Source organism: Amycolatopsis mediterranei, from assembly GCF_026017845.1.
Taxonomy (GTDB): Bacteria; Actinomycetota; Actinomycetes; order Mycobacteriales; family Pseudonocardiaceae; genus Amycolatopsis; species Amycolatopsis mediterranei.
The window spans coordinates 4,107,374-4,125,514 of the sequence record NZ_CP100416.1 but is presented as its reverse complement, the minus strand read 5'-3'; the positions used below and the strand labels follow the sequence as shown (position 1 = coordinate 4,125,514).

Genomic DNA, 18,141 nt, shown 5'->3' with positions numbered 1-18,141 from the left:
TCCTTGCTCAGCGTCCTTGCTCAGCGTCCTTGCTCAGCGTCCTTGCTCAGCGTCCTTGCTCAGCGTCCTTGCTCAGCCCTGCCGGGTGGGCCGGATGGTCAGGTCGCCGATCTCGACGTCGTCCGGCTGCTCGATGGCGAACGCGACCGCGCGCGCGACGGCGTCGGGGCTGATGCCGAGCGTCGCCATCGCCTGCTGGGCCTGCTCGCGCTGCGCGGGGTCCTCGACGTGGTCGACGAGTTCGGTGCGCACGAACCCCGGGGAGATCGACGTCGTGCGCAGGACACCGTCGGTGGACTCCTGGCGCAGCGCCTCCAGCAGCGTGCGCACGGCGTTCTTGGTCCCCGCGTAGACGGCTTGGGTCGGGACGATCTTGAGTCCCGACGTCGAGACGGTCGTGACGAAGTGACCGCGGCCCTGCGTGCGGAACACCGGGAGCGCGGCGGCGATGCCGTGCAGGACGCCGCGGAGGTTGACGTCGATCATCGCGTCCCAGGCGTCGACGTCCAGGTCGGCCACCAGCGCGATCCGGGCGACGCCGGCGTTGCCGACCAGGACGTCGAGGCGGCCGAAGCGGTCGACGGCGAGCGCCACGAGCCGCTCGAGGTCGGCGCGCCGCGTCACGTCGATGTCCAGCACTTCCGCGCGGCCGCCGTCGCCCCGGATCTTTTGGGCGAGCGCTTCCAGCCGGTCGGTGCGCCGGGCGCCGAGCACGACCGCCGCGCCGCGGCCGGCGAGTTCCCGCGCGGTCGCTTCGCCGATCCCGCTGCTCGCGCCGGTGATCGCGACGACCTTGTCCAGTCCGTTCATCGTGCGTGCCTCCACTAAGCTGACAAGTGTCCGGTTGGTCTCGACCGTACCGGACACTTGTCCACTTATGCGAGGAGAGTGCCGTGGCCGGACGTGAGCGCCGTTCGGACGCCGTCGCCAACCGGGACCGGATCGTCGAGGTCGCGCGGGCGGAACTGAGCGAGTCCAACGGCGCGACCGACGGCCTGAAGCTGCATCGGGTCGCCAAAGCCGCAGGCGTCGGGCAGGGCACCCTGTACCGGCACTTCCCCACGCGCGAGCACCTGCTGGCGGAGGTGTACCGGGCCGAGCTGACCCAGCTCGTCGACACCGTGGCGCCCCTGCTGGCGGAGCACTCCCCGCTCGACGCGCTGACCCGGTGGCTGGACCGGCTGGTCGAGTACGCGCGGGTCAAACGCGGCGTCATGGCGGCGATCGAGGTCCCGGTGTGGCAAGACCTCTACTCCGGCCAGCACCACCGGCTCGACGAAGCGCTCGAAACGCTGCTGGACCAGGGAAAAGCAGCCGGGGAGATCCGTGGCGGCGTCGACGCCGCCGACGTCATCCTGCTGCTCGGGGCGCTGTCGCGGATCCCCGAAGCCGAGTGGGACGAGCGGGCACCCAGGATCGTGGCCGTGATCGTCGACGGCCTGCGCGCTTGACCCCGCGCCGCCCGGGCATTGCCCGCCCAGCACGCTACGCAGGCTGACCGAACTCCGGCGAAGTGCGCCGGGGCGCGGCCTTCGGCACGGGGACTGGTTGAGTTCCCCGCGGGGTGGGCAATAGAGGTTCGCCCGGACAGCGCCTTGCGCAGCTTCGGGCCACGGCGTCGCCGCCCCTCGGGCACAACCTCGAGGGCGCGACGCAGCGGTTGAGCCACCAGCCGCCACCGAACTCCGGTCCGGCCTGCCCACTGGCGGCCCGGCAGCGCGAGGGTGGCATGGCGCACCAGGCCTCCTTCCGCACCAACGAGAGGCCACCCATGCCCGGCACCGCCACCATCAGCGACATCGACGCAGTTCACTGCGCACGCACGAACATCGCCGTGACCACCACGGCGGACGCTTCGACGGTGACGGTCACCGGCCATCTCGACCTGGCCACCACGCCGCGCCTGCGGGATCAGCTGGACGACGCACTGAAGTCGCGCCCCCTCGCGCTGATCATCGACCTCGACGCGGTCGGCTTCTGCTCCTCCGGTGGCCTGTCAGCCCTGCTCGAAGCCGTCACCAACGCCCACGCCCGCGGCATCCCGTGCGCGATCATCACCACCCAACGGGCGGTGATCCGCCCGATCAAGCTGCTGCAACTCGACCGCGTCCTGCCCCTCCACGCCGGCCGCACCGAGGCCGAGACCTGGCTGGCGCTGGCGGCCCGTCTGCGCTGAGCAACCCTGAAGGCTCGCTCCTGCGGCAACCGGTGACACGACGACCGCACTCGGCTTGCCCGACGTCGATCAGTAGCCCAGTTTCCGGTCCGATCGCGCCCCAAAGGTTAAGTAGTTACTTGACCAATGAACCCTGTCGAGGTTAACTTAAGTACATGCTTAACCATGGCGAGCCGCTGGACCGGCTCCGGGACTTGCTCGAGCCAGGTGACTCGGAAGGAACTGCCTCATGACCGTCACGCACGCCACGTTCACCCTGGAACGCACCTACCACGCGGCCCCCGCACGGGTATTCGGCGCCTGGGCGGACCCCGCCGCGAAAGCCCGCTGGTTCGGCGGGGAAACCCACGAACTGGACTTCCGCACCGGCGGCGACTGGCTGGACAAGCTCGGCGAGGAGCTGAAGTGACCGCCGGCCCGCGGTCGGTGATCGAGGCCCGCGTCGCGGCCGTGGCGGCCAAGGACGTGGACGCCCTCCTGGCCTGCTACGCCGAGGACGTCACGCTGTTCGACGCGGTTGGTCCTCTCCGCGACACCGGCCGGGACGCGGAACGGGCCCGGTTGCGGGAGTGGTTCGGCGCCTACCGGTCCGCGATCGAGCTGGACATCCGCGACCTGGACGTGGTCGCCGACGGCGACGTCGCGTTCGCGTCCTACCTGTTCCACGTACGCGGGACCATGCTGGACGGAACCGACGTGGCGATGTGGGTACGTTCGACCGCCGGGCTCCGCCGCGACGACCACGGCTGGAAGATCGTCCACGAACACAGTTCGGTGCCGTTCGACGGCGCGACCGGCGAGGCACTCACCCGGCTGCAGCCCGAGTCCGGTACCGCCGCGTGCCGGGACACCGGCGTCCCGGGGGCCGTGCGCACGGCCTGGAGCACCTGACCCACCACCCGATCGGCCGGCCGGGACGGTGCGCAAAGCGCGCCACGCGTCGCCGAGCCCCGAACCGGGGAACGGCATCCCCGCCAACGGCACTTCGTCCGCGGCGATCCCCAGCACCGAGGCACACGTCCCCGGCCGCAGCCGCACCCCCGTCAAGAGCTCGGTCAGGCTCCCGGTCCCGGCCTCGATCTCCGGTCCGGTCAACCACAACGAACCGTCCGCGAAAACCAGCAGGTCCACGAACGGTTGCGGCAACGCGGGCGGCAGCTCCCCGCTGCGCCGCCACACCCGGCCGACGCGGTCAGCCAGGTCGGCGGGCGGAGCGAAGTCACCGGTCACGACACTGAGTGAACCCCCCGGACGGCCGGGTTCCGCCACCGAAACGCGCTGGAAACCAGGCGTTCGAACCGTGTGACCGAACCAGCTGCCGTGCGTGTTCGGATGATCCCTGCCAACCCGGGCAACCGACGTGGCCGCCTGCTCGGCTGCACGTCCAACTCGGCCACCGTGAGCGGGATCCACCCCGGGCCCGCCCGGGAAACCGATGTCAGCGCGGCGGGCCGACGATGACGTTCCCGAACTTCTCCGCCGCCTCGGCCATCCGGGCCGGGGAGATCTCGAATCCGTCCGGCCGGGGTTCGGCCCGGTCGCGGCCGGCGTGGCGGAACATGCCCTCGATGCCCGCCGGGGTGTTGATCATCAGCAGGTCCGCCGTCGTGGACGTGATGCGGTAAGCGTGCGGGATGTTCTTGGGCAGGAAGACGATGCCGCCCTCGGCGAGCTCCATCTCCTCCTCGCCCACCCAGACCAGCGCCGTGCCCTTGATGAGCATGAAGACTTCGTCTTCCCTGGTGTGCAGGTGAAACGGGGGCGCTTCGCCCTTGGCGACGTCGAACCGGCCGACCATCAGCTGGCCGTCGGTGGCCGCGCCGTCGAGCAGGATCGACAGCGTGCCGCCGTCGAGCCACTCCAGTTTCTGCTGCTGGCCGGGCTGGGCGAGGTAGGCCATGCTCATCGGGCGGCTCCGTTCGAAGTGGACAGTCAGAGGGAACCGAGGACACGCAGGCGGTCGGCGACCGCGCGACGGGCGACGTCGGTGTCCCAGGCGAACGTTTCGAACTCGTGCGGCACCCCGGGGTGCAGGTGGAACTCCACGTCGACGCCGGCCGCACCGAGCCGGCGGGCGTAGTCGAGGTCTTCGTCGCGGAAGATGTCGAGCTGGCCCACCTCGAGGTACGTCGGCGGCAGGCCCGTGAGGTCGCTCGCCCGCGCCGCGGCGGCGTACGGCGAGACGTCGGGGCCGCCGGCCCGGTCACCGAGCAGTGCCGACCACCCGGTGACGTTGTCCTCGTAGGTCCAGGTCGCGAACGGGACCAGCTCCGGGTCCGGCGTCGTCGTGCGGTCGTCGAGCATCGGGAAGACGAGGATCTGGCGCGCCACCGCCGGCCCGCCGCGGTCGCGGGCCAGCAGTGTCACCCCGGCGGCCAGGCCGCCGCCCGCGCTGTCACCCATCACGGCGATCCGGGCCGGGTCGACGCCGAGTTCGGCGGCGTGGTCGTGGAGCCACTTCAGTCCGGTGTAGACGTCCTCGACCGGCGTCGGGTCGGGGTGTTCGGGCGCGAGCCGGTAGTCGACGGCCAGCATCGGCACCCCGCTCGCGGACACGTACCGGGCGATCGGCGCGTCGTAGAGCTCGACGCTGCCCAGGATCATCCCGCCGCCGTGCAGGTACAACGCGGCCGAGCCGGGGGCGGCGCCGTCCTTGGCGTACCAGCGCAGCAGCACCTTCGTGCCGTCACCGGCGACCGCGTGGAAGCCGGTGACCGTCACGTCGGCCGGGGTGGGCTGCAGCGCCGCGGTCTCGGCCATCACCGCTTCCAGCGCGACGCGCCGGGTCGCGATGTCGCCCACGGCGGGGTGCGGTGTGGCGGCCATGGCTTCGGCCATCGGGGCCAGGATCGCGGCGACCTGAGGGTCGACGGTGAACGTCACGACGGTCCTGCTCTCCGGAGATTCGTACGGACCGGATCGACGGTGATCGGGACCAGGACACGGACTCGGCTGCGCTCAGGCGCAATAAACGGACGATATCGTCCGGCTAATCGGTTGTCAACGACTCCGGCGACGCACCGAACTGCGATGATCGGAGCCGTGAGCGAGAGCAAAGGCGGACCGGGCAGGCGCCGGGAGCTGCGGCGGGACGCGATCGACAACCGCGACCGGGTCCTGGCGGCCGCCGCCGCCGCGGTCCGCCGGGACGGGACCGCGGTCCCGATGGCCACTATCGCGGCGGACGCCGGGGTCGGCGTCGGGACCGTCTACCGCCACTACCCCTCGCGGGACGCGCTGCTCGGCGCCTTGACGCACCGGTCCTTCCAGCTGGTGCTGGAGACCGCCCGCCGGGCCGCGGCCCTCGACGGACCCCCGATCGAGCGGATCCGCTTCTTCCTCGAACGCACCATCGAGCACGGATCGGACCTCGTGCTGCCGATGCACGGTGGCCCGGCACCCGCCGACCAAGCCACCGTCGCGCTCCGGGACGAAGCCCACCGGACACTGGGCTCGATCCTCGAACAAGGACGAGACGACGGCACGATCCGGGCCGACGTGACCAGGGCCGACATCGTCAGCTTCGGCGCGTTGCTGGCGCAGGGTCTCCCCCACGTCCCGGATTGGAAACCCACCGCCCGCCGCCAAGCGGACATCTACCTCACCGGTCTCCTGAACCGCCCCGGCCGGCCGGATCCCGGCCGCTGAACCGCGGCTACCACGACCCGGACTTCGTCGAAGGCCACTCCCCCGGCGGCCGGCCCGAAGAACCACCACGACAGGTGTGCCGGCCGGGCTACTCGGCCGGCTGATCGACGCTGCCGATCCCGTGGTCGAGGAACGCCATGGTGAGGTTCTCGAGGTGCTCACGGGCCGGGGCCGGCAAGTCACGCAACGGACCCTGCCCGGCGAGCACGGCCAGTCCGTGCACGGCGGACCAGATCGGGTACTCGATACCGTCGCGGCGCCCCTCGTCGAGCACGCCCGCGTCGACCAGTTCGTCGAGCGCGGCGCGCAGCTGGCCGAGGGGGGTCCGTGGCGGCCCGGGTTCGGTGCCCGGCATGTCGTAGCCGTGCTGCTGGGGCAGGGAGAACGCGGTGGCGAACAGTCCCGGTTGCTCGCGGGCGAACTCCAGGTAGGCGACGCCGATCGCGTACAGCCGCAGGCGTGCGGCGACGGGGTCCCCGCGCTCCCCCTCGACCCGGGCGACGCCGGCGGCCATCCGGCCGGCCAGTTCGCGCATCGCCGCCAGGCAGACCTCGGCCAGGAGCTCGTCGCGGTCGGCGAAGTGCCGGTAGGCGGCGTTCGGCACCACGCCCACGATCCGGGTCGCCTCCCGCAGCACCACCGCGTCCGGGCCGCCGGTCCTGGCCATCTCCACCCCCGCGGCGACCAGGCCTTCGCGGACGGCGCCGCGCGGCCGCCGCCGCTGCGCCGGGTGCTTCTCCGCCGAAGGCCCATTGGTCGTCACGGGCGAAGGATAACTTGTGGACAGCGTCCACTAATCGCCCTATGGTGGACAGCGTCCACTAACGGCGAAGGGAGCACCGATGAACGGCATCGTCACGGCCGCCGAGTGGTTCGCGGGCGGCCGGCGAATCCGGTACCACCCGGAAACCGCGCGCGTCCTGACCGAGCAGGAAGCCGCCGCGGAACCGGGCGCGCTGCGGGTCTTCGAGCGCGTTGCGGCCGCGAAACCCGGTGCGGACGACGTCTGGCTGACCCTGTTGCCCGGTTTCCCGGACGGCTCCTACGGCTGGGCCCAGGTGGACCGGATCCTCGGCGGCACCCTCGGGCCGCGCCTCTACGTGGAGCCGGTCGGCCAGGGCGACTCGGACAAGCCCCGCGGCTACGCGTACTCCACGGTCGAGCGGGCCGACCTGGTCGAGGCGTTGTGGCGGCACCACGGCGTGCGCCGCACCGTGGTCGTCACCTTCGACTACACCTCGCTCGCGGTGCTGGAAATCCTCCGCCGCAAGCTGGCGCGGACCGACGGCACCCCCGTCATCGCGGCCGTGTTCATGGTGAACGGCGGCTTGTTCGCCGACGCGCACACCCACCCGTGGCGGGGCACGCCGCTGCTCCGCACCCCGTTGGGCGCGCTCGGCATGCGGCAGGCGCAGCGATCGTCGCGCGTGTTCGCCTCGGCCATGGTCCAGGCCCGCATGTACGCCCGCGGCTACCGCCCCTCCGCGGCCGAACTGACCGAAATGTGGTCGGCGGTCACCCGGCACGACGGCGCGGCGTTCCTGCACGACGCGGCGGGATTCGTCGCGGAGCACCGCCGCAACGCCCAGCGCTGGGATCTCGCCGCGATCGCCCGCGCCCTGCACGGCTCGATCCCGTTCTCAGTCGGCGGCAGCGACGAGGACCCCTACGAGCACCGGCAGATCCAGGCCACGCGCGAACGCGTGCCCGAGGCCGAGATCCTGACCTTCCCCGGCGGTCACCTGACCACGAGCGAACACCCGGACCTGCTCGCCGCCGCGATCCACCGCGTCGCCGAACGCCACGGCGTCGGCACGGCGGCCACCACCAACCGATGACGCACGCTCACGACGGAAGGACCACCATGACCAGAATCGCCGCCCTGCTCGACCGGAACGAAGAGTTCGCCCGCACCTACGCTCCCGCGACGCTCGGCCTGCCCGCCACGCGATCGATCGTGGTGACGTGCCTCGATCACCGGGTCGACCCCGCGATCGTCCTCGGGCTCCGGCTCGGCGACGCGCCCGTCATCCGCAACGCGGGCGGACGCGTCAACCAGGCCGTCATCGACGACATCGCGTACCTGGCCTACCTCGTCCAGCAGATTTCCGGTGGCCAAGGCACAGCCGGGTTGCGCCCCGAAGTCGCGGTCATCCACCACACGCAGTGCGGGACGGGCCTGCTGGCCGACCCCGCGTTCCGGCACCGAGCCGCCGAAGCGACCCACATCGCGGAGGCGGCGCTGGAAGCCTCCGTCGTCACCGACCCGCACCTGACCGTCCGCACGGACGTCGAACGCTTGCTCACCGCGCCGGTGCTCACCGGGAAGGTGAGCGTCTCCGGCCACGTGTACGACGTCGCGACCGGCCGGGTCACCACTGTCGTGGACAGCCGGGAACCGGAGGATTCCTGAACCCATGGGCGAACACACCCTGCGTACACGACGACTGCGCTGGGTGTGTTAAGACTGGCTCCTAGCAAAGGGGCCACCGTGCACCAGCTCAGTCTCGGCGTCATCGCGCATTCGCGGAAAGAAAACGAACGGCGGCTGCCGATCCACCCGCACCACTTCGACCGGATCGACGCCGATCTCCGCAAGACCATCTACCTCGAACACGGCTACGGCAAACCCTTCGGCGTGCCCGACGAGCGCCTCGCGGACGCCGTCGCGGGGCTGCGGACGCGCGAGCAGCTCATCGCCGAGTGCGACGTCATCCTGCTGGCCAAACCACTGCGAGAAGACGTCGCCGAACTGCGGGCGGGCCAGGTGCTGTGGGGCTGGCCGCACTGCGTGCAGGACGCCGAGCTGACCCAGCTCGCCATCGACCGGCAACTGACCGTGATCGCCTTCGAGGCGATGAACCACTGGCGGCGCGACGGCTCGTTCGGCCTGCACGTGTTCCACAAGAACAACGAGCTGGCCGGCTACTGCTCGGTCCTGCACGCCCTGCAGCTGATCGGGTCGACCGGCGACTACGGCCGGCGGCTGCGGGCCGTGGTGATCGGCTTCGGTGCGACGGCGCGCGGCTCGGTCACCGCGCTGAACGCCCACGGGATCCACGACGTCGACGTCCTCACCGCCCGCGGCCTCAGCGCGGTCGGCGCACCGATCCATTCCGCGACGATGGTGCACCTCGACCACGACGCGAGCCACCCGGGCGACCTCCGCCGCAGCCACGCCGTCACCGACCACGGCCGGGTGCCGCTGGCCGGGTTCCTCGCCGAGCACGACGTGGTCGTCAACTGCGTGCTGCAGGACACCGCCGCCCCGCTGACCTTCCTCATCGAGGACGACCTCGCCGCGTTCGCGCCCGGCAGCCTCATCGTCGACGTCTCCTGCGACGAAGGCATGGGCTTCAGCTGGGCCCGGCCCACGACGTTCTCCCGGCCGACGTTCCCGGTCGGCGACGACATCACCTACTACGCCGTCGACCACAGCCCGTCGTACCTGTGGAACTCGGCCACCTGGGAGATCAGCGAAGCCCTGCTGCCGCACCTGCGGCCGGTCCTTTCCGGACCCTCCACATGGGACGGTCACGAAACCGTCCGCCGCGCGGTCGAAATCCGGGACGGCACGATCCGGAACCCCGCGATCCTGTCCTTCCAGCACCGCGCGCCGGACTACCCGCACCCCCGCCGAGCGCCGGCGACCGCGTAGCACGGTGAACGCCGCGGGTTGCGCGCCGGAACAGGCTCGAGGTACTTTCGATACGCGGCCGTAGCGTAGCGAAAGGAGCGGGTGAGCACTTTGGCGTCCGGCGACGTGACTCGGCCCCCGGCGACGGGACGGCCGCGGGATCACACCCGCGACCTGGCCATTCTTGACGCGACACTGTCACTGCTGACCGAGGTCGGGTACGAGCAGCTCTCGATCGAGGCGGTGGCCGGGCGTTCCGGGGCGGCGAAGACGACGATCTACCGCCGGTACCGCGACAAGGCGGCACTGGTCACCGCGGCGATCGAGCACCGTGCACCCGCGAAGCCTCCACAGCCCGAGGGCGAGAGTCTCCGGGAGGACGTGCATTCCCTGGCGACCTGGCTCGCGCGGAGCATTTCCGAACAGGACGTGGGTCTGCTCGGGGCCATGTTCACCGGCATGCGCACCGACGTGCGGCTCGCCCAGGAGATGCGGCACATCCTGCGGCAGGACCAGTCCGCGATGACGGACGGACTTGCGGCCGAGCGGCTGACACCCGGGGCGGCAGCGCTGTTCGCCGAGGTCGCACCCGCGGTGATCTTGCATCGCGTCGTGGTCGTGGGCGAGCCGTGCGACGCGGACTTCGTTGCGCATCTCGTCGACGACATCCTCATGCCACTCCTGCGCCGCCCCTGAGTGCCCTCACCCGCGATCCGGCCGACTCGAATCACGCGCAAACCGGGAGACACGATGAAAGCAGTGCGGTACGACCGTTTTTCGGGCATCGACGGGATCTACCTGGCGGACGTCCCCGAGCCAGCGGCCGGGCCGGGCCAAGTGGTCGTGCGGGTCGAAGCCGGTGCGCTCAACCCCGGGGCGTTACCGGCGCTGCACGGCAGTTCGTACACGCCGGGCCGCGATCTCGCCGGTGAAGTCGTGGCGATCGGTGCCGACGTGCCCGGCTTCGCCGTCGGTGACGCGGTGCTGGGCCGGCTCCAGAGCTGGGATGCCCACGCCCAGTTCGTCGCCGTCCCCGCAGACCAGCTGGTGTGCAAGCCCCACGACCTCTCCTGGGACGTGGCGGGCTCGCTCTGCACCACACCGATGGCGGGCCTCGGCGCCACACGGGCGGTCGAACCCCGGCCGGGCGAGACCATCGTGATCTCGGGCGCATCGGGCGGCGTCGGGTTCACCGCCGCCCAGCTCGCCCTCCGTGCCGGCGCGAGGGTGATCGGCCTGGCCGGCGACGCGCATTTCGACCTGCTCCGGCACCACGGCGTCGAGCCCGTCCGGTACGGCGACGGCGAACAGGAACGGATCCTCGCCGCGACCGACCGAGCCGACGCCTTCATCGACACCGTCGGTGGCGGCTACCTCGACCTCGCCATCGACCTCGGCGTTCCGGCAGACCGCATCGACACCGTCGTCGACTACCGCGGCGCGAAGGAGAAGGGCGTCAAATCCCTCGGGACGACCGATGCCGGCGGACTCCCGGCACTGGCCGAACTGGCCACCCTCGCCGCCACCGGCGACCTGCACATCCCCATCGCCGCAACGTACCCACTCACCGCCGTGCGCGACGCCTATCAGGCCCTGACCGACCGCAAGACCCACGGGCGCATCGTGTTGCACCCCCAAGATCTCAGCTGAACCACCCTCGGCCCGCAGCGGTTCATGATGGCCCGCACCGAACTGGACCAGTCGGTCCAGTTCGGTGACCCGCGGGGCGCACGAGGACCCGCTGGCGCGCCCGTCAAGGGCGTGTCGGTGCCCAGCGTCAGGTTCACGCCAAGGTGACGAGGGTCCAACCGGGGGTGAATCCGCCGACTGTCTCCAGGTTGGTGAAGCCACCGACGTTGCTCACCACACCGGTGACAGCCAAACCGTCACTGGCCCGGTAGAACAAGAGGCGGCCGCCACCCACACAGGCCACCGAGCACCTCGCGCGGGCCCTCGCCCTCTTCCGGCAGCTCGACGACCGCACCGGCGAGGCCTGGACGTTGACCAGCCTCGGTGACGTCGAGGTCCGGATGGGCCGGTACGGGGAGGCGAGCGAGCACCTCTACCAGGCGCTGGTCCGGTACCGGCAGCTCGCCAACTCCGTCGGCGAAGCTTGGACGCTGAACCACCTCGGCACCCTCCACACGCGCGCCGGCCTGGACACCGGACAGCATCAGCAGGCCATCGCCCTGTTCCGCGAGATCGGGGACCGCAGAGGGGAAGCCAGCGCACTGAACGGTCGGGGCGAAGCCGCGCACGTCACGGGCCGCCCGGCCGAGGCTCAGGTCCACCACACCGCCGCGAACGCGATCGCGGCGGAGCTGGGCCTGCGTGAACAGCAGGCCGGGGCCCACGCCGGCCTCGGCCATGCGCACCACGCGCAAGGCCGGGCCGCTCGAGCCCGGTGGCACTACCGGCGCGCGCTGGACGTCTACACCGACCTCGGCATGCCCGAGGCCGGCGAACTCCGCACTCTCCTTGCCGCCGACGAAAAGCGCAGCCGGACGACCTTGGCCGACCGCACCCGGTGACGATCGATGCGCAGCCCCCGGCGTGCCCTCGCCACCGCCGTGGCGCGGCGGTTCCACCCGGGGCGAACCCGGGTTTCGCGGGCCGGGCTCAGCCGCACCGCGGTGCCGGCGAGCGCGATGGTGCGGGTGGTCGTCTTCATGATCGGGTCAACCTCCGACGGCCGGGTTTCCCGCCTGGCCCCGAGCGTGCACCGGTGGCAGAGGCCGCGACGCAATCCCGAACGATTCCGGACGCGGGCCCGACCTGCTGGCCGATGACCGACCGGTTCCCGGGTACGAGGCGGTTCGGCACGCCGGGCCGAACGTCCGTGAACGCGTTCGCCGTCAGGTTCGGTGACCGTGCCTCGCGGATTCCTTCGTCATGCCGGTCCACCCGGCGTCGAGGAGGGTGAAGATCCGGTCGAGCGCGGACTCGGCGTCGTCTCGTCCGTGCACGAGGGTGACGGCTTCGAGAGCGAAATGGGCCAGCGCCTGACAGCCGGGGTCGCTCTCCGGGAGCGCGGCGTCCGCGGCGATCGCTGCGGACAGCGCCTTCTCGTGGCGCACCCACATGCGGCGAAAGTATTCGTGGAGTGCCGGAGTGGTGTCGACGAGACGGAGGAAATCGGCGAAGCGCGGGTCGTCGCGGACCTGACGGGACCGCTCGTCGCCCAGCAGCCGACGCAGCGCCTGCGGGATGGATTGCCCGGCCGGGCGCTCGCGGACCGCGGCGACGAGCGCGGCCTCGCGGTCGGTGTCCTGGTCGAAGACCAGTGCTTCCTTCCCGTCGGGGAAGTGCTTGAACAGCGTCGCCGTCGAGACGTCGGCAGCCTCGGCGATTTCCCGCACGCCGACCGCGTCGTAGCCGCGCTCCAGGAACAGTTCCAGCGCGGCGTCCGCCAAGGCTTGCCGGGTGGCGGCCTTCTTGCGCTCGCGGCGCCCCGTCTCGGTCACGTCTCCACCTTAGCGCATGCGTTGAACGGATCTAAATGTAGAACCGTTCGACTTTTCGAACGGTAGCACCTAGGGTGGTGGAGGTCAGGCTGTCCGGCCTGCAGCGAGCCGCTACGACGAACCGTCGCCGCACCACCCGTGAAAGAGGTTCACCCATGACGGCCCCACCCCGCATCGCCGTCATCGGCGGCGGCCCCGCCGGCTTGATGTGCGCCCGAGTCCTGCAGGGGCACGGCTTCCAGCCCGTCGTGTACGACGCGGACGCCGCCGTGGACGCCCGTGACCCGGGAGGAACGCTCGACCTGCACGCCGACAGCGGCCAGATCGCCTTGGAGGACGCCGGGCTGATGGCCGCCTTCCGGACGTTGGCCCGGGTCGAGGGCCAGGCCAAGAGCCGCCGGGACCACCACGGCACGGTCCTGAACGAGTTCGTTCCCGCCGAGGGCGACGAGGCAGCACCCGAAATCGACCGGGGCCTGCTGCGAACCATGCTCTACGAGCACCTGGAGCCCGGCACCGTCCGCTGGGGCCACAAACTCCTCGCCGCGACGCCGGTGGGCGGTGCGGTGCACCGGCTGGAGTTCGCCAACGGCGCCCACGCGGAGGCCGACCTCGTCATCGGAGCCGACGGCGCGTGGTCGGCGGTTCGCCGGGTGCTCACCGACGCGGTGCCGCAGTACCTCGGCGTCCAGTTCTTCGACGCCCGGTTCGACGACGTGGACACCAGACACCCCGAAGTCGCCGCGATCGTGGGCGAGGGCCACATGTTCTCCACCGACGGCGCCGGCCGCGCGGTGATCGTCCAGCGCAACAGCAACGGCGTGGTCCGCGGCTACGTGGCCTTCCGCGCCGAACTCGACTGGCACGTCGCCGCCGGGGTCGACGTCACCGACCGCGAGGCGGTCCGGTCCCACCTGCTGAAGGAGTTCGGCGAGTGGTCCGCGATCATGCGCCCGCTGCTCACCGAAAACGACGGCGACTACGTGCAGCGCAGCTTCTGGGCCCTGCCCGCACCACTGACCTGGGACCACGTCCCCGGTCTCACCCTGATCGGCGACGCGGCCCACCTGATGGCCCCCTTCGGCGGTCACGGCACGAACCTCGCACTGCTCGACGGCGCGGAACTCGCGCACGCCATCGCGAAGGAGGACAGCCTCGACGACGCTGTCGCACGCTACGAAGCAGCGATGTTCCCGCGCTCCGGGCAACTGGCCGGGAGTTCGAACACCGCGCTCACGCGGTTCTTCGCCACGACGTCCCCGGACGCACCGCACCTTCCCCCCGACCACGCGCAGGAACACGAGGACTACCGCACCAGGGCCGCGGAATACCGGCGATTGCGGGCCGAACGCGACCGGTAGAGCCGGCCACACCCGCCGACGCCGTGAAATTCCGGCCGTCCTGGCCTCACCTCAGTAGCGCCCGACCGTCGGTGGTTACTCGCAGGCGCCGAGGCGGCTACCGTGGGCGGGGTGAGGAGGTGACCGCCGTGGCCTTCGAACGCGATGTCGTGGTGATCGGCGCCTCCGCAGGCGGTGTCGAGGCGCTGTGCCAGACCGTGCGGTCGCTGTCCGACGAATTTCCCGCCGCCGTCCTGGTGGTCATGCACCTCTCTCCCGGCGCGACGACCGCGCTCCCCCAGATCCTCACCCGCGCCGGGCCGTTGCGGGCGGTCCAGGCGACCCACGCCGCGCCGCTAACCAGGGGCGTGATCCACGTGGCGCCGCCCGATCACCACCTGCTCATCGACGGCGGCGCGCTCATGCTCAGCCACGGCCCCACCGAGAACGGGCACCGCCCCGCGATCAACGCCACCTTCCGGTCCGCGGCGGTCGCCGCCGGGCCACGGGCGATCGGCGTCATTCTTTCGGGTGCTCTTCACGACGGCGCCGCCGGTCTGGGCGCGGTTGTGGAACGCGGTGGTCTCGCGATGGTGCAGGACCCGGCGGACGCCCTTTACCCGGGGATGCCGGAAAGTGCCCTCGCCTGCGTGAGCACGGAGCACGTGTACCCGGCCGACGTGCTCGGCAAGGTGCTCGACCACGTGGTCCGCACGGCGGCGAGCACCCGGCCGGTCGAGCCGCCCTCGCCGGCTCTGCTGTTGGAGGACCGGATCGCCCGTGACGGTGTCCGGGTCTCACCGGCCGCTACGTCAGCACCGACCGGGAATGCGCGACCGCCGCCGAAACGCTGCGCCGGTTCCTGCTGTCCCTCTCCCCCGAGACCGAGGCACACTCGTGAACGCCGAAGGCGACCTACGGCCGGTACCGCAGTACCGGCCCGAGTCGCAGTGGGCGTGCCGGAACACACCGAGGATCGCCACCGAGCTGGTCGAGAACACGATCGTGCACACGACATCGCGCCCGCGGCTTCGGCTCGAGCTGCGGGGCGGTGCCTTCACCGTCGCCGGGACTTCCCGGGTCCGGGGGTGCAGCCGGTCCTGGACCGGGGGCGAGGTCGTCCGGGCCGTGCTCGCGCGGCGCGGCCGATCCCACCACGAGTTCGGCGGGTAGCGTGCGGAGCGTGACGGAGCCCCAGCCGGAAGACGACGGTGAGTTCGAGTCGGTTCTCGTGTACCTCAAAGAGTCGCGAGGCTTCGACTTCACCGGCTACAAGCGCAGCAGCCTGCGACGGCGGGTGCAGCGCCGGATGACCCAGGCCGGGGCCGGGAGCTACGCCGAGTACATCGACCAGCTCCAGGTCAACGCCGACGAGTTCGTCGCGCTGTTCAACACCATCCTGATCAACGTCACCGGGTTCTTCCGCGACCCGGAGGCCTGGGAATACCTCCGCAGCCACGCGATCCCGGCGCTGCTCGCCGAGCGCGGCCCGACGGAGCCGATCCGCGTGTGGAGCGCCGGCTGCGCCGCCGGCCAGGAGGCCTACAGCCTCGCCATCGCGTTCGCCGACGCGATCGGCGTCGACGCGTTCCGGCAGCGCGTCAAGATCTACGCCACCGACGTCGACGAGGAAGCCCTCACCCAGGCCCGGCACGCGGCCTACACCGCGGCCGAGGTCGAAGGGCTGCCCGAGGACAAACTGGAGCAGTACTTCGAACTGCAGGGCAACCGGTACAGCTTCCGCAAGGACCTGCGCCGGTCGGTGATCTTCGGCCGCAACGACCTCGTCCAGGACGCCCCGATCTCGCGGATCGACCTGCTCGTGTGCCGCAACACGCTGATGTACTTCAACGCCGAGACGCAGACCAAGATCCTCGAGCGGTTCCACTTCGCGCTGGCGCCGCGCGGGTTGATGTTCCTGGGCAAGGCCGAGATGCTGCTCAGCCACTCCCGCATCTTCGAGCCGCTCGACCTCAAGCGGCGCGTCTTCCGCAAAGTCGCCGGCAGCTCGGCGGGCTACAGCCATTTCGCCTCCCCCGGTCCTCCCGGACGGAAGCCGATCGACGTGTCGGGTCTGGACGAGCTGCGGGAACACGCCTTCTCCGCAAGCCCGGTGGCCCAGCTGGTGGTGACCGCCGACGAGGTGGTCGCCCTGATCAACCGGCAGGCGGAGCTCTCGTTCGGGCTCAACGACCGCGACATCGGGCGCAAGCTGTGGAACCTCGACATGTCCTACCGGCCGGTCGGCCTGCGCCCCTACGTGGAGCAAGCTCGGCTGGAACGGCGGTCGCTGCGGGTGAAGGACGTCGAGTGGCGGCGCGGGAGCGACACGGTCTGGTACGAAGTGCACGTGAACCCGCTGGTGGGCCGGGACAACAGCCTGCTCGGCGTCTCGGTGGTGTTCCACGACGTCAGCTGGGCGCACCTGCTGCTGCTGGAACTGGAACACACCAACCGCCGGCTCGAATCCGCCTACGAGGAACTCCAGTCCACGAACGAAGAACTCGAGACCACGAACGAGGAGCTCCAGTCCACTGTGGAGGAACTGGAGACGACCAACGAAGAGCTCCAGTCCACCAACGAAGAGCTCGAAACCATGAACGAAGAGCTGCAGTCGACCAACGACGAGCTGCAGACCATCAACGAGCCCTCCGTGACCGCAGCATCGAACTGGACGAGCTGAACGACTTCCTGGAATCCGTGCTGACCTCGATCCAAGCCGGGATCGTCGTGATCGACACCGAAATGCGGATCAAGGCCTGGAACCGCGGCGCCGAAGATCTCTGGGGCGTCCGCCGCGAGGAGGCGGAGGGCACGCACCTGCTCAACCTCGACATCGGGCTGCCGTTGACCGAGCTTCGGCCGGCCGTTCGCGACGCACTGGCCGACGCCGGCTTCCAAACCGAACTGACGCTGAAGGCGATCAACCGCCGGGGCCGGCCCGCGGTCGTCCGGCTGCTGTGCAGCGCACTGCGGTCCACCGGCGGCCAGAGCCAGGGCGCCCTGCTGCTGATGGAGGAGACTCCGGCCACCGCCCAGCCGGTATCGCGGGGACTCGGCGGGGAGTAGCTTGAGGCGATGGACGCCCGACCTCGATCCGGCGCTGTCGGCAGGGGACCGTGACCGGACCCCGTGACCGAAGTGTCACGCTGGAGCCCTCGGCCCGGCTGGCCAGCACCCTGGTCACCGTCACCGGGGAACTCGACCTCTCCGGCTACGGGTTCCTGCGCGACGGCCTGCTGAAGGTCGCCGCCGACGGACCACCCGGGTTGATCGCCGACGTGGACGGCCTCCGCATCAGCGAGCTTTCCCCGGCCGCCGTGTTTCCCCTGGTCGCCCGCCGGATCGGCAACTGGCCCGGCATTCCCTTCTCCCTCATCACCCGCCGGCCGGACCACCTGGACACCTTCCACCGCTCCGGCATCGACCGGTTCGTCGCCGTGCACACCGACGTGGAGGCCGCCGAACGACAGCAGACGATCCCGATCCGCCGGTGGGCCCTGCGGGGGTTCCCCCGCACGGACAACGCGACGAAACTCGCCCGGGCGTTCCTCCGGGAGATCATGGCGAGCTGGGACGTGCCGAAGCTGGTCTACGACGGCACCCTGATCGTCGGAGAGCTCGTCGGCAACGCGCTTCAGCACACCACGTCCGCACCCGAGGTGCGCCTCGACCTCCGCCGGGACCTGCTCACGATCTCGGTCGCCGACGACAGTCCCCGGCCCGCGACGCTCCTCGAGCGCACCGACCTGCGCGATCCCGGGCTCGGCCTGCGCATCATCGCCCAGACCGCGCAGGCTTGGGGCAGCAGCCGCCGCTGGTCCGGCGGCAAGGTCGTCTGGGCGACCCTCACCTCCGACCACCACACCTGAAACC

General features: G+C 71.0%; 18 protein-coding genes and 2 pseudogenes. 15 read left to right on the top strand and 5 right to left on the bottom strand.

Annotated elements, in window-relative coordinates; genetic code table 11:
• Positions 1 to 72: 72 nt before the first annotated feature.
• Entirely contained in the window at positions 73 to 810 is a 738-nt protein-coding gene (locus ISP_RS19155; protein ID WP_013225465.1) for an SDR family oxidoreductase, read from the bottom strand.
• An 83-nt stretch (positions 811 to 893) separates the two neighbouring features.
• Between ISP_RS19155 and ISP_RS19150 the strand changes: the two genes are divergently transcribed.
• The 4 genes from ISP_RS19150 (at position 894) to ISP_RS19135 (ending at position 3,067) form a co-directional block, all read left to right on the top strand.
• Positions 894 to 1,451 carry a TetR/AcrR family transcriptional regulator gene (locus ISP_RS19150; RefSeq protein WP_013225464.1) on the top strand — a complete coding sequence of 186 codons (558 nt, stop codon included), beginning with the start codon at positions 894 to 896 and terminating at the stop codon, positions 1,449 to 1,451.
• A 320-nt stretch (positions 1,452 to 1,771) separates the two neighbouring features.
• On the top strand, positions 1,772 to 2,176 hold the full coding sequence (locus tag ISP_RS19145; RefSeq protein WP_013225463.1) for an STAS domain-containing protein: 405 nt from the start codon (positions 1,772 to 1,774) through the stop codon (positions 2,174 to 2,176).
• A 229-nt stretch (positions 2,177 to 2,405) separates the two neighbouring features.
• Positions 2,406 to 2,585 (top strand): SRPBCC domain-containing protein, encoded by a 180-nt coding sequence (locus ISP_RS19140; RefSeq protein ID WP_014466983.1) that lies wholly within the window; start codon positions 2,406 to 2,408, stop codon positions 2,583 to 2,585.
• Positions 2,582 to 3,067: a YybH family protein gene (locus tag ISP_RS19135; protein ID WP_013225462.1), complete on the top strand. Its 486-nt coding sequence runs from the start codon at positions 2,582 to 2,584 to the stop codon at positions 3,065 to 3,067. The genes ISP_RS19140 and ISP_RS19135 overlap by 4 nt, the downstream gene beginning before the upstream one ends.
• Positions 3,068 to 3,614: 547 nt before the next feature.
• Here ISP_RS19135 and ISP_RS19130 read toward each other — a convergent pair.
• Positions 3,615 to 4,082, bottom strand: coding sequence for a cupin domain-containing protein (locus ISP_RS19130; RefSeq protein WP_013225461.1), 468 nt, complete (start codon positions 4,080 to 4,082; stop codon positions 3,615 to 3,617).
• A 26-nt stretch (positions 4,083 to 4,108) separates the two neighbouring features.
• Positions 4,109 to 5,059: an alpha/beta hydrolase gene (locus ISP_RS19125; protein ID WP_013225460.1), complete on the bottom strand. Its 951-nt coding sequence runs from the start codon at positions 5,057 to 5,059 to the stop codon at positions 4,109 to 4,111.
• A gap of 159 nt (positions 5,060 to 5,218) precedes the next feature.
• Between ISP_RS19125 and ISP_RS19120 the strand changes: the two genes are divergently transcribed.
• Positions 5,219 to 5,824 carry a TetR/AcrR family transcriptional regulator gene (locus ISP_RS19120; RefSeq protein ID WP_230468834.1) on the top strand — a complete coding sequence of 202 codons (606 nt, stop codon included), beginning with the start codon at positions 5,219 to 5,221 and terminating at the stop codon, positions 5,822 to 5,824.
• An 88-nt stretch (positions 5,825 to 5,912) separates the two neighbouring features.
• Here ISP_RS19120 and ISP_RS19115 read toward each other — a convergent pair whose 3' ends face one another.
• Entirely contained in the window at positions 5,913 to 6,587 is a 675-nt protein-coding gene (locus ISP_RS19115; protein WP_013225458.1) for a TetR/AcrR family transcriptional regulator, read from the bottom strand.
• Positions 6,588 to 6,666: 79 nt separating this feature from the next.
• Here ISP_RS19115 and ISP_RS19110 point away from each other — a divergent pair, with 79 nt between their 5' ends.
• From ISP_RS19110 to ISP_RS19085, 6 genes and pseudogenes are all read left to right on the top strand, one after another.
• On the top strand, positions 6,667 to 7,662 hold the full coding sequence (locus ISP_RS19110) for an alpha/beta fold hydrolase (protein WP_013225457.1): 996 nt from the start codon (positions 6,667 to 6,669) through the stop codon (positions 7,660 to 7,662).
• A 26-nt stretch (positions 7,663 to 7,688) separates the two neighbouring features.
• A complete protein-coding gene (locus ISP_RS19105) occupies positions 7,689 to 8,237 on the top strand; it encodes a carbonic anhydrase (protein ID WP_013225456.1) in 549 nt (182 codons plus the stop codon).
• Between the two features lie 78 nt (positions 8,238 to 8,315).
• Positions 8,316 to 9,482 carry a N(5)-(carboxyethyl)ornithine synthase gene (locus ISP_RS19100; RefSeq protein ID WP_013225455.1) on the top strand — a complete coding sequence of 389 codons (1,167 nt, stop codon included), beginning with the start codon at positions 8,316 to 8,318 and terminating at the stop codon, positions 9,480 to 9,482.
• 81 nt (positions 9,483 to 9,563) lie between these two features.
• Positions 9,564 to 10,157 (top strand): TetR/AcrR family transcriptional regulator, encoded by a 594-nt coding sequence (locus tag ISP_RS19095; protein ID WP_013225454.1) that lies wholly within the window; start codon positions 9,564 to 9,566, stop codon positions 10,155 to 10,157.
• Between the two features lie 54 nt (positions 10,158 to 10,211).
• Entirely contained in the window at positions 10,212 to 11,111 is a 900-nt protein-coding gene (locus tag ISP_RS19090) for an NADP-dependent oxidoreductase (RefSeq protein ID WP_013225453.1), read from the top strand.
• Positions 11,112 to 11,395: 284 nt separating this feature from the next.
• Positions 11,396 to 11,992: pseudogene (locus ISP_RS19085) on the top strand (tetratricopeptide repeat protein); the annotation flags it as partial.
• 324 nt (positions 11,993 to 12,316) lie between these two features.
• Here ISP_RS19085 and ISP_RS19080 read toward each other — a convergent pair.
• Complete coding sequence (locus ISP_RS19080) at positions 12,317 to 12,925, bottom strand: TetR/AcrR family transcriptional regulator (protein WP_013225451.1); 609 nt, start codon at positions 12,923 to 12,925, stop codon at positions 12,317 to 12,319.
• Positions 12,926 to 13,080: 155 nt separating this feature from the next.
• Between ISP_RS19080 and ISP_RS19075 the strand changes: the two genes are divergently transcribed.
• From ISP_RS19075 to ISP_RS19060, 4 genes and pseudogenes are all read left to right on the top strand, one after another.
• The gene (locus ISP_RS19075) at positions 13,081 to 14,286 is read left to right on the top strand and encodes an FAD-dependent oxidoreductase (RefSeq protein WP_013225450.1); all 1,206 of its coding nucleotides are present in this window, start codon (positions 13,081 to 13,083) and stop codon (positions 14,284 to 14,286) included.
• A gap of 119 nt (positions 14,287 to 14,405) precedes the next feature.
• Positions 14,406 to 15,452, top strand: a complete 1,047-nt coding sequence (locus tag ISP_RS19070; RefSeq protein ID WP_378249470.1) for a chemotaxis protein CheB — start codon at positions 14,406 to 14,408, stop codon at positions 15,450 to 15,452.
• Positions 15,449 to 17,334, top strand: a pseudogene (locus ISP_RS19065) (CheR family methyltransferase). Before ISP_RS19070 ends, ISP_RS19065 begins: the two are co-directional and overlap by 4 nt.
• 50 nt (positions 17,335 to 17,384) lie before the next feature.
• Entirely contained in the window at positions 17,385 to 18,137 is a 753-nt protein-coding gene (locus ISP_RS19060) for an ATP-binding protein (RefSeq protein WP_013225446.1), read from the top strand.
• Positions 18,138 to 18,141: the final 4 nt, after the last annotated feature.

What these genes read in the sequence shown, in the direction of transcription:
- ISP_RS19130 (WP_013225461.1), bottom strand. Translation starts at nt 4,082, where the DNA reads ATGAGCATGGCCTACCTCGCCCAGCCCGGCCAGCAGCAGAAACTGGAG.
- ISP_RS19110 (WP_013225457.1), top strand. Translation starts at nt 6,667, where the DNA reads ATGAACGGCATCGTCACGGCCGCCGAGTGGTTCGCGGGCGGCCGGCGA.
- ISP_RS19090 (WP_013225453.1), top strand. Translation starts at nt 10,212, where the DNA reads ATGAAAGCAGTGCGGTACGACCGTTTTTCGGGCATCGACGGGATCTAC.
- ISP_RS19140 (WP_014466983.1), top strand. Translation starts at nt 2,406, where the DNA reads ATGACCGTCACGCACGCCACGTTCACCCTGGAACGCACCTACCACGCG.
- ISP_RS19105 (WP_013225456.1), top strand. Translation starts at nt 7,689, where the DNA reads ATGACCAGAATCGCCGCCCTGCTCGACCGGAACGAAGAGTTCGCCCGC.
- ISP_RS19145 (WP_013225463.1), top strand. Translation starts at nt 1,772, where the DNA reads ATGCCCGGCACCGCCACCATCAGCGACATCGACGCAGTTCACTGCGCA.
- ISP_RS19075 (WP_013225450.1), top strand. Translation starts at nt 13,081, where the DNA reads ATGACGGCCCCACCCCGCATCGCCGTCATCGGCGGCGGCCCCGCCGGC.
- ISP_RS19155 (WP_013225465.1), bottom strand. Translation starts at nt 810, where the DNA reads ATGAACGGACTGGACAAGGTCGTCGCGATCACCGGCGCGAGCAGCGGG.